The organism is Agriterribacter sp., assembly GCF_035444585.1.
Classification (GTDB): domain Bacteria; phylum Bacteroidota; class Bacteroidia; order Chitinophagales; family Chitinophagaceae; genus Agriterribacter.
This window is the reverse complement of record NZ_DAOMOZ010000163.1, coordinates 1-11136: the sequence shown is the minus strand read 5'-3', so window position 1 is coordinate 11136 and position 11136 is coordinate 1. Positions and strand designations below refer to the sequence as shown.

The window sequence follows — 11136 nt, the reverse complement described above, 5'->3', positions numbered from 1 at the left end:
TTCACGATTGGTAATGGACTTCGTGATTTTGAGTTGACGCATACTCATATGCAGGAATATTTAAGAGTTTTAATAGAAATCATATATATACGGATTTATCTATAAAACGCTGGCTACCATAAGAAATTGCACTTCTTCAGCAATTTAAGCAAATAGAAGGGATAAGAAAAAAATATTATTCACTGAGGATCAGCCTTTTCATAAAAATCATGGCCCTGACGATTTTGTTACCCGTTAAAAGAAAAATATTCCGTAAATTCTTTGCTGCTTCTATTAATTTTATATTATTGCAGGGTATCATACATTAAGACTAACAGACTGACAAAATGAGTAAAAAACAATTATATACGCTGGAATACCCGGTTCGGTGCTCCCCCTCCATACTATATGAATTTCTTTCAACTCCCGCAGGGCTGCAGGAATGGTTCGCCGACAAGGTTGATGAAAGGGATATGGTATTCAGTTTTACATGGGAAGGCTCTACCGACAAAGCCGAGGTGCTGGAAGGAGAAGAAAATAAATTTATCCGTTTTCACTGGTTGCACGTTCCCAAAGAAGAATATTTTGAGTTCAGCATTGAAAAATCTGAAGTGACCAACCAAACCATATTAGTGATCAAGGATTTTGCCGAAAAAAAAGAAATTACCGATCAAAGCCGGCTTTGGGATTACCAGGTAAAAGAGCTGCTTCACCGCATTGGGGCTTAGTCCCTGATATCCAGCATTTGCATTACGGTCGTAAAACAGTTAAAGAACAATTGCCCTGCCTGATCCCATTGGTGCAAGGGAAAGTAAAATGCAATTTTGATGAAGTATCCCCCTGCAATAGCAGGTAACATATCGCGAACCGCACGATCCTTAACGGGCAGGTGGGTATCAGCCGTATAGTGATGCTGCCATTCATTTCCTGATATCTGCAAATGCCAGCCTCTATGTTTTAACAATGGCAAATTTTTGATCAGCGGCTCTTCAAAAAGCGTTTTATAACGCCCCTTAAGGTGTAGCGTAATGCTAAAATCATTTCCCCATAAAAACATCGTGCGTATGGCAAAAATATCTTCCTTTGTGAAATGCCTTGGATAATCCAGTATCACATATGGCAGCCCGTTGTAATTTTCGCCGCGCGATATTTTAGGATGCTGCACAATGTCGAGCGAAGAAAAAGCACCGGCAGATACTGTACGATAGCCGCTTTGCAACGCACCAAAAAAAACAGAAACCTTTTCAATAATCCGGTTCTTTGTTAAAATGAACTGCTCATCTGCTGCCAGACGCAGTTCATCTGCCGAAAACTGTATTTTTGTATTGTCCATCAGCTAAAGTTATAGCGGTATAAAACAGCAAGCACAAAATCGTGATTAAAAAATTAGATAAGCTTATCGTCAAAGCCTTTATCGGACCCTTCGTTGTCACTTTTTTTATCACCCTGTTCGTCCTGGTACTTCAGTTCTTCTGGAAATATATAGATGACCTGGTTGGAAAAGGACTCGACTTTTTCACCATCTTACGCTTAACCAGCTACGTTACTGCAACGGCAGTTCCGCTGGCATTGCCGCTGGCTGTGCTGATATCGTCTATAATGACTTTCGGCAAATTGGGAGAAAGCTTTGAAACCGTTGCCATAAAATCGGCCGGCATACCACTGCTGCGCTTCATGCGTCCTTTGTTTATTATTTCTTTCCTGATCTCAATAATTGCCTTCTTATTTTCCAACTATATTATTCCTGTTGCACAGCTGAAATTCCAGACCTTACTGTATGATATAACAGTTGCAAAACCTGCATTCAACCTTAAAGAAGGTGTTTTTTTCAGGGAATTTGACGGCTATACCATCAAAATAGGGAAGAAAGATAAGGACAATACCACCATCCATAACATCATTATTTTTGAAAGAAATTACAACCTGCAGGATAATATCATTATCGCCGAACATGGTAAAATGAACATCAGCGCCGATAAAAAGTTTCTTGAGTTTTACCTGGAGAACGGGTGGCGTTATGAAGAAAGAGGACCATCATATACGATCAATACAGACTATATAAGGCTGAGCTTCAAAAACTATAAAAAGGTTTTTGATCTCAGTTCCTTTAAAATGATGCAAACACCCGACAGTCTCTTTAAGGACAATTTCAGGATGCTGAATGTAAAGCAACTGGACAGAACCATTGATTCACTTAAAAAAACTTCAGGCAGGGATATTGAAAAAAAGACCGACCGCGAAGTAGGGATCGTTTATTCTTTTGTAAAACGGGAACTGCTTCCTCAAAAAAAAGAACCTCCTGTGATTGAAAAGATAACCACTGCCGATATTCAACCCTATGGCACCAGCAAGCTGCCGGTACCCCAAAAGCCCGAATACAATCCAAGAGGAGGCAGCGTGGCGCTTGCACTAACTCCTCCAGAAGGAAGAGGATACGCTCAATTGCTGCCCGACTCAGCCCGGAGAACAACGATTTCAAGGGCTATTGACAGAATAAGCAGCCAAAAGAACAGTCTCGATATCATAGCCGAAGAAGCCCGTATGAAACAAAAAGACCTGCGCTTTCATCTCATAGAATGGCACAGGAAATTTTCATTGTCTCTCGCATGCGTTGTTCTTTTTTTGATCGGCGCTCCCCTGGGCTCCATTATCCGCAAAGGAGGCATGGGCATGCCACTGGTGATAGCAGTAATATTTTTTCTTATTTTTCACCTGCTTAATATGTTTGGTGAAAAATTTGTGCGGGAAGATATTACTTCGGCATTTTTAGGCATGTGGCTCTCTACATTGGTATTGCTGCCCGTTGGTATGTTTTTTACTTATAAGGCCATGCATGATTCGCAACTCTTCAACAAAGAGTTTTATTACCGCCTGTTCCGGAGCATTCGTTCCGTTATCGGTAAAATTAAACCGGCAAAAGGGCAGAACTGATTTTTGACTTATCTTTATCCATTCGTTTCAGCTGAGGATAAACTTTGACGTGAAGCGTTCTTCCGCAGCTCAAATAAGGCTCAAAAAGAACGAACGGATTCATTGCCTGACCTGCACACGGTATACAAATGACGAACTGGAAAATCATCGGCTTTTTCTTCGCCGGGACCATATTCTTTTTGCTGTTGCTGCAATTGCAGGGGAGACAATTGATTACGCCGGCATCTCCTTATGGCATCCTGTCGCTCGAATTCAGCTGTCAGTCAACCCACACACAAGCCATTGCAATGGCCTGGAAAGGCTCCCTGAGAGGGGCATTCCACATCAATATGCTGCTGGATTTTCTGCTCATTCCTTTTTACGGGCTTTTTTTATATTCTACCTGCGGGTATTTTTCGGTTCATTATCAAACCGGATGGCCGCAAAGATTAGGTGTGCTGCTTGCGTTTGGAAGTTTGCTGGCCATGATCTTTGACGTGGCGGAGAATATTGTTATGGGCTTTTCTGTTCACTTTTTCGCAACTGCTTTCACTTCGGCTGTTACCACCGCGCTGGCCGCGATGAAATTTTTACTGGCAGGGTTAGCGCTTGTGTATATCATTCTGTCTGCCGCGTTTATGCCATTTCGCAGGAAAAAGTATCCTCACAGCCCTTAATTGGCTCAGCCTTTGTCAGAACCTTCCTTAAACGGTTGGACCAACAAAGGCTGATATATGACTTGCAATGCGATTGCAAATATAAAGCGCTGAGCCTATAAAACCAATCCTAAAAAATTGTAAATTTTTTTATAGCAGGCAATAACAGTTTCTCTGGCCGGGGTTGTTCTGCTGTATCGCAAAAACCACCTAACTTCCGTCTTCTTCATCCTAAAATTTCAGATCATGCAAGCATGGAAAGATTACCAGCTCAAAAACAAAGACCGTTTTTTAAACGAATTGCTCGACCTGTTGCGCATTCCTTCAGTAAGCGCCAATAGTGAACATAAAAAAGATATGGCAGCCTGCGCAGAAGCGGTTAAACAAAAATTAGTGGAAGCAGGCGCCGATAAGGCTGAAATATTCCCAACAGAAGGTCATCCCGTAGTATATGCAGAAAAAACAATTGATGCTTCAAAACCAACGGTGCTGGTATATGGACATTATGATGTACAGCCTCCGGATCCTCTTGATCTTTGGAATAGCGGCCCCTTTGATCCCGTGATCAGGGACGGCAAAATTTTCGCCCGCGGATCCTGCGATGATAAAGGACAATTCTATATGCATGTAAAGGCATTGGAAACCCTGGTTAAAACCAATACTTTATCTACAAATATTAAATTCATCATTGAAGGGGAAGAAGAGATCGGATCTCCCAACTTAGCCAAATTTGTTGCATCCCAGAAAGCATTGTTAAGCGCCGATGTGATCCTGATCAGCGATACGGCAATGATCAGCATGGATACGCCTTCAATAGATATAGGCGTACGCGGACTATCCTATATAGAAGTAGAGGTAACAGGGCCCAACCGCGACCTGCACAGCGGGGTTTACGGCGGCGCTGTAGCCAACCCCATAACCATACTGGCTAAAATGATCGCTTCCTGCCACGATGAAAACAACCACATCACCATCCCGGGATTTTATGATGACGTGGTAAATGCAACAAAGGAAGAACGAAAACTCATGGCTGAAGCTCCTTTTGACGAAGCAGCTTATAAAAACGACCTCGGGGTAGAGGCTCTGTGGGGTGAAAAAGGATTTACCACCAATGAAAGAACCGGCATCCGCCCAACACTGGAGCTCAATGGCATCTGGGGCGGCTATACAGGCGAAGGTGCAAAAACCGTTCTGCCTGCCAAAGCACATGCAAAAATATCGGCACGACTTGTACCCAGCCAGTCATCGGCAGATATAACAGACAAATTATTGAAATATTTCAAAAGCATTGCCCCGGCCGGGGTAACTGTAAAGGCGGAGGAACATCATGGCGGGGAACCCTATATGACGCCGATTGATTCACCTGCTTACCGTGCCGCGGCAAAAGCAATTGAAACTACTTTTGGGAAGGCTCCTATCCCGGTCCGTGGCGGGGGAAGCATTCCTATATGCTCGCTGTTTGAGAAAGAACTGGGGATTAAAATTGTATTCATGGGGTTTGGGCTCGACAGCGATAATCTCCATTCGCCAAACGAAAAGTTCGATATTTTTAATTTCTACAAGGGCATAGAAACCATACCCTATTTTCACCGGTATTTTGCGGAACAGTGACCAGGAGAATAACGCTTATCAAAAACAGCTGATGCTGAGTGAATGATAATATATCCTCAAAGGAGAGGGCTGAGAAGTTTATCGTCTCACACTTATCGTTACACGAAGCAATATAAATATCTCATAGCTTTTTCACCGCTTGTCACATCAACCTGAAATCATCTCCGTCAAACAATCCTTTATCGCTGAGCTTCAGGTGGGGTATAACCAGTAAAGCCATAAAAGACAAGGTCATATAAGGCGCCGACAGGGTTGATCCAAGCGCTTTGGCTGCCCGATCAATAGCAGCGTATTGCCCCGCCACGCGGTAGCCGTCTTCATTGCTCATTAAGCCGCCTACCGGTAAGGGCAATATCATATTTCCCGGTTCACTATTTCCCGACCAAAGGCTAACGCCTCCTTTGTGCTCAATGATCATATTTACAGCGTTGCAAATGGAAAGATCATCTGCGCCAACCGCAACAATATTGTGACTGTCGTGTGCAACTGAAGACGCGATAGCCCCTTTCTTTAATCCGAAATTTTTAATGAATGCCATTGCCACAGGGGCGTCTTGGTAACGATTAACCACCACTATTTTCAAAATATCATTCGCAATATCCGGTTCAGACAACAGTTTCCCTTCCATCCATTTATTGGTGATCAATTGCCCATCCAGCGCTTCAATTGCCGGCAATCCGGCAGGCTCCGCAAGGCGAAAGTCATTCACGGCTTTGGCGCTGCAGGAAAAACGATTGATCACGGCATCCCTGCCTGCACTACTTCCGGCCAGCCGCATCAGGCTCTTCCCATTTCGGGCAACACATTCACCTTTGATATAAGTTTGTAATACCTCGAAGCCCGCCAGATCTTTCACCAATATAAGATCTGCACTTTCGCCTTCCCGGAGCAGGCCCACTTCAAGCTTATAGTGCAAAACAGGGTTAATACAGGCCGCCCTTAATATTTTAAACAGATCTATGCCTTTATCAACAGCCCTTGCACACAACTGGTTAATATGCCCTTCAACGAGGCTGTCGGGATGCTTGTCATCGCTGCAAAACATTATCTTTTCGGGGTAGTGGTTCAACAGATCAACCAGGGCCCCGAAGTTTTTAGCAGCGCTCCCTTCCCTGATGAGAATATGCATGCCCTGCTCCAGCTTATCCAGCGCTTCTTCTTTTGTAAAGCACTCATGATCCGTTGAAATACCGGCGCCTGCATATTGCTTCGCCTGTTCGCCCCTGAGGCCCGGCGCATGCCCGTCTACCGGCTTGTTCAATTTATGCGCAGCAGCAATTTTTTTCATTACTTCGGGATCCTTCGTCAAAACGCCCGGGAAATTCATCATCTCGCTGAGGTATTTGATCTCATCCCGCTGCAGCAGCTTTTCAATTTCCCCGGCATTCAATTCTGCGCCGGCAGTTTCAAATACAGTGGCAGGTACGCAGCTGGGTGCGCCAAAGAAAAAATGGAATGGAACTTTTTTACCATCGCTGATCATATATTCCACCCCTTTTATTCCGCATACATTCGCAATTTCATGCGGATCGCTTACTGTAGCTACCGTACCATGCACCACCGCCAGCTTTGCAAACTGCGAAGGTACCAGCATGGAACTTTCAATATGGATATGCGCGTCGATGAAGCCGGGCAGAATAAACGGAAGTTCATCATCCTCGTCCGCCGTTTTCCGGATTGCCTGTATCTTACTCCCGGATAAAGAAATTATTCCCGGAAAGATGGTTTGCTGCCAAATATCCACAATCCGGCCCTTAATTTGAGTAGTAGTACCCATCATGTTAGAGGAATTAATGATCCGGCAACAAGTTAAATGATAAACGGAAAACATTACCAGTGCGGAAAAACTTATTTTTGACGGAACCAATTAAAAAATAAATCAATGAAAAAATCAGGATTTGCAATGCTGACCATTTTTGCCTGTATTTGGGTAACAGGTGCATACACACAAACAGTTGAAGAGCTGCAAACCAACTATATTAATGCGTTGGGCGGAAAAGAAAAAATTAACGGTTTGAAAAGCATTGTTATGGAAACCAATATGCAGGCAATGGGAATGGAGCTGCCCGCCAAAATATGGATCGTGTATAATACAGCTACCCGCCAGGAAATAGAAGTGCAGGGTCAGAAAATAATCACTTTTATCGGTAAGGATAAGGGTTGGTCCATTAACCCGTTAACAGGCAGCACAGAAGCCCAGCCATTACCCGATGAAGCAGTAAAGAGCGCAGCAGGCTCATTGAGCGCGGGTGGCGAACTAACAAATTATAAGGAAAACGGCTATGCCGCTACCTACGAAGGAAAAGACACCGTTAACGGAGCAGCGGTGCACAAAATAAAATTAAGCAAAGGAGATGTTCTATCCACCATTTACATAGACGCCGCCAGCTACCACCTCGTGCGTAATACTACAAAAGCAACCGTAGCGGGGCAGGAGGTTGAGCAAACCACCAATTATTCAAACTACAAAAAAACGCCTGAAGGGTTTCTCTTCGCCTATAATATGGTGGTCAGCAGTCCTATGGTAGGGGAGATAAAGGCCACCATCACCAAAATTGATGTAAACGCTTCGCTTGATATCAAGGAATTGGAAAATCCCCATTAAGCAGGATTACCGGGGTGAAAAAGTGAAAGGTGAGAAAAACTGTAATTTTTTTCACCTTTTCTATGATGCTTTTTTATGAATATTGAGCATTTCGGTGAACTGCATTATTTTCCTGTGCAGCTCTTCGGGCTTAAAAGGTTTAGGCACATAATCATTAAAGCCTTTACTGAGCAGATCTTCTTTTATATTTTCATATGTAGCTGCAGTAAAGGCAATGATCGGGATATACGGATGTGTTTTTCTTATTTCCGCAACAGTTTGCGCACCATCCATTTCCGGCATTTCAAGGTCAATGAGCAGTAAATCGGGATTGTGCTGATAAAAAAGCTCCACGGCCTTCACCCCGTTTTCGGATTCCACTACTTCAATGTTCCACTTTTGCAGGAATCTTTTTGCCACGATCATATTGATGGGATTGTCTTCCGCAAGCAGCACCTTTATTCCTTCGAGGCTTGAAAGCCCTTTCAACTCGTTTTCATCAACATATGATTTTTGCCGTTGTGCAATTTTGAAGCCCAGCGTAAAATAAAAAGTACTGCCGGTTCCAATACTGCTTTCGGCCTGCAGGTTACCCCCCATTTGGGCAACTATTTTTTTACTTATGGCAAGTCCCAGTCCGGTGCCGCCAAATTTTCGTGTTGTTTCGATGTCTGCCTGCGTGAAGCTTTCAAAGATTTGTCGCATCTTACCCTGCGCAATACCGATACCGGTGTCTTTAACCGCAAAGTATATGTCGATGTTATGACCCTTGTGGTTAACCGCTTTTACTTCTATCGTAACTGTGCCTTTTTCTGTAAACTTGATGGCATTAGCCAGCAGGTTGTTCATTACCTGTATCAATCGCATTTCATCTCCATATACTTCCAGGTTGTCATTGCTGTTCACTTCTACCTTGAGTGCAAGATCTTTGGCCACAACCGGGGCAGTAAAGGAAGCTACTACTTTTTGTAAAAATGCTTTCACATTGAACGGTGCGTTTTCAAGCACCATTTTTCCTGCCTCAATTTTACTGAAATCAAGAATATCATTCACCAGTTGCATCATGTGCTCCGAAGAATACTTGAGTACTTCAAAGCTTTGCTTTTGTGAGGGCAGATACTCTTCGTGCAATATGATATTGGTAGTACCGATAATGGCATTTAGCGGCGTCCGGAGCTCATGGCTCATGTTCGACAAGAACCTCGATTTTACCTGTACCGCCTTTTCTGCTTTTTCCTTGGCTTTTAATATTTCAAATTCAGCAATTTTGATCTCTGTAATATCGAGAATGCTGATCTTACAATAATTGAACTCCCTGTGTGAAAAGGGAACAATGTTTACATATGCAAAAAAAGGAGTATCGTCCTTTCGCGTAAAATCCATATTACCGTACCAGGGCGATTTTTTTACAAACTGCTGTTTTCCCTGCACCACTATATGCTCTTCCATTGCATTGCCCAAAAGTTGTCTCACAGGGGTGCCCAGGATATCTTCCTTAGCTGTGAACCCAAACACTTCCATGGCCTTTTTGTTGCAGCCGGTTATTGCCATAGTATGGATATCAACAATGAATACACTGTCTAATGAAGTATCGTATACCGTGTCTTTGAATCGTGTTTCATCAAGCAGTTTTTCTTCATTGATCTCCAGCGTTTTTAAGATGTAGTACGTAAAGCATGCCGTTATAACCAGTGAAAGGCTGAGGTTTGAGCTGAATAAAGCGCTGTATTGCTCTGTGCTGATGATTTGAACGTTACTTACATAGGGTGCAACAATAAAGATCAATGCCGCAGTAATAAAAGTTACCACTGAAGTCATTATCAGCTCTTCATAATTCTTACGGATATCAATTACAAAAATAAGCGCCAGTAAAAAAGGGAAATAATACATGTGCTCTCCCGCCTTTAAGCCTTCGGCATAACTGATGGCAAACAAATAGAGATTAATTGTAATTATACCCAGCACTTTTGCAAACACTCTTTTGCCATCCTTATTTAAAAAATAGCAAACCGACAATAAGATGATGGAAGTGATATTAAGGGAAACGCTTATGTACAATCCATGTATAACATTCAGCAGCACCGAAATAAGGTTCACACCTATGCCGAAAAAGATAAAAATGATGAGCCTTTGTACACTTTTGTTCTCCTCATGCCCCTTTGAAGGATCAATGCCGCTGTTTAAAATACTATAGCAAAAAGATACTAATCTGTCTAAAATGTTCGTTTGCATAATCTGAGATGATGTTTTTTCTCAATAAATAATTATTCAACGCAAAAGTTACAACGCCTTTGTGGTTTACAAATTGTGATAATGTATAATGAAGATCATAAAATAGCGTTCAATTTCTCGCCTGAACTGGACGTAGCATTCCTGCTGGAGCTGTACGGAGAGGATCTGCAGCAGGCCGAACTGGTTTTTGAATCAACAGTGCAGCAGTTGCGCGCTGAGCTGCAGCTGGCGGAAAACAGGTTCCACGACGGAGATACAGCGGGATTAAAGAAAGTGATCCATAAAATGAAGCCCTTATTCGGATATATCGGTCTCAACGAAACCATGCAGGAATTTGCATCTTTTGAAGCGGTATGTGCTCAGGCTGCAACGATGGCTGAAGCCGAAGGCGGGTTTCATCACATCAGAAGTATCAGCCTTGAAGCGATAAAGATCACAGAAAATGAAATCAAGCGATTGAAACAATACAATTCCCAATATCTATGAAGTACCAGAGTATTATTGTAGAAGATCTGCAGGTTGCCGCCGAATTTCTTAAAAGGTTTTGTGAAAAATCGGGCGTTATAGACGTTGCTCATCATTTTTTTAATGCGGAAGATGCCCTCCTTTTTTTAAAGGACAATGTTATTGATCTTATTTTTTTAGATGTTGAAATGCCCGGCGCCACCGGCTTTGAGCTGCTGGATCAACTGGTGTATACACCACAGGTTATCCTTACTACCTCCAAAACCGAATATGCTTATGATGCATTCCAGTATAACGTTACAGATTACCTTAAAAAGCCTTTTACTTACCAGCGCTTCCTGGAAGCGATACAAAAAGTAAGTAAAAAAACCGAGCAGTTGAATGGCAATTCCGAACAGGATCATATGTTCATAAAAACAGACGGCAAGCTTATCCGGCTCCACAACGATGATATACTGTTTATTGAAAGCATGGGCGATTATGTAAAGTTCATCACTCCCGCAAAAAAATACATCACCCACAATACCATCAAAAATTTAGAGACCAAGGTAAACCCGCAGGTATTTATGAAAGTGCACCGTTCCTACATCGTAAATTTTACCAAGATCAATGATATACAGGAAAATGTTTTATTCATCAATGGTAATATGATACCCATCAGCAAAACCCATAAATCGGGTGTGATGCAGAAGATCAATA

At 42.7% G+C, this 11136-nt stretch carries 10 protein-coding genes; 7 read left to right on the top strand and 3 right to left on the bottom strand.

All coding sequences use genetic code 11. The features are described 5' to 3' along the window. Positions 1–326: 326 nt before the first annotated feature. Positions 327–707: an START-like domain-containing protein gene (locus PLH26_RS15835; RefSeq protein ID WP_324587004.1), complete on the top strand. Its 381-nt coding sequence runs from the start codon at positions 327–329 to the stop codon at positions 705–707. Here the strand turns inward: PLH26_RS15835 and PLH26_RS15830 are convergent. Continuing rightward, positions 704–1312, bottom strand: a complete 609-nt coding sequence (locus tag PLH26_RS15830; protein WP_324587003.1) for a hypothetical protein — start codon at positions 1310–1312, stop codon at positions 704–706. The two genes, PLH26_RS15835 and PLH26_RS15830, sit on opposite strands and share 4 nt — an antisense overlap. Before the next feature lie 41 nt (positions 1313–1353). On the opposite strand from PLH26_RS15830, the gene PLH26_RS15825 reads away from it, so the two are divergent. The 3 genes from PLH26_RS15825 to PLH26_RS15815 all read left to right on the top strand — a co-directional run bounded on the left by PLH26_RS15825 (position 1354) and on the right by PLH26_RS15815 (position 5156). After that, positions 1354–2910: an LptF/LptG family permease gene (locus tag PLH26_RS15825; RefSeq protein WP_324587002.1), complete on the top strand. Its 1557-nt coding sequence runs from the start codon at positions 1354–1356 to the stop codon at positions 2908–2910. Positions 2911–3038: 128 nt separating this feature from the next. Next, positions 3039–3566, top strand: a complete 528-nt coding sequence (locus tag PLH26_RS15820; RefSeq protein ID WP_324587001.1) for a hypothetical protein — start codon at positions 3039–3041, stop codon at positions 3564–3566. Positions 3567–3791: 225 nt separating this feature from the next. Continuing rightward, a complete protein-coding gene (locus PLH26_RS15815) occupies positions 3792–5156 on the top strand; it encodes a dipeptidase (protein ID WP_324587000.1) in 1365 nt (454 codons plus the stop codon). 142 nt (positions 5157–5298) lie between these two features. Here PLH26_RS15815 and ade read toward each other — a convergent pair whose 3' ends face one another. Then, positions 5299–6936, bottom strand: coding sequence for an adenine deaminase (gene ade / locus PLH26_RS15810; protein ID WP_324586999.1), 1638 nt, complete (start codon positions 6934–6936; stop codon positions 5299–5301). 102 nt (positions 6937–7038) lie between these two features. On the opposite strand from ade, the gene PLH26_RS15805 reads away from it, so the two are divergent. Beyond that, positions 7039–7761, top strand: coding sequence for a hypothetical protein (locus PLH26_RS15805; RefSeq protein ID WP_324586998.1), 723 nt, complete (start codon positions 7039–7041; stop codon positions 7759–7761). Between the two features lie 60 nt (positions 7762–7821). Here the strand turns inward: PLH26_RS15805 and PLH26_RS15800 are convergent, their stop codons facing one another. Then, positions 7822–9972 (bottom strand): hybrid sensor histidine kinase/response regulator, encoded by a 2151-nt coding sequence (locus PLH26_RS15800; RefSeq protein WP_324586997.1) that lies wholly within the window; start codon positions 9970–9972, stop codon positions 7822–7824. Between the two features lie 81 nt (positions 9973–10053). Here PLH26_RS15800 and PLH26_RS15795 point away from each other — a divergent pair, with 81 nt between their 5' ends. Together PLH26_RS15795 and PLH26_RS15790 are read left to right on the top strand one after the other, a co-directional pair. Then, positions 10054–10458 (top strand): hypothetical protein, encoded by a 405-nt coding sequence (locus tag PLH26_RS15795; RefSeq protein ID WP_324586996.1) that lies wholly within the window; start codon positions 10054–10056, stop codon positions 10456–10458. Then, the coding region (locus PLH26_RS15790) for a LytR/AlgR family response regulator transcription factor (RefSeq protein ID WP_324586995.1) at positions 10455–11136 on the top strand (682 nt) is incomplete at its 3' end. The genes PLH26_RS15795 and PLH26_RS15790, both read left to right, overlap by 4 nt.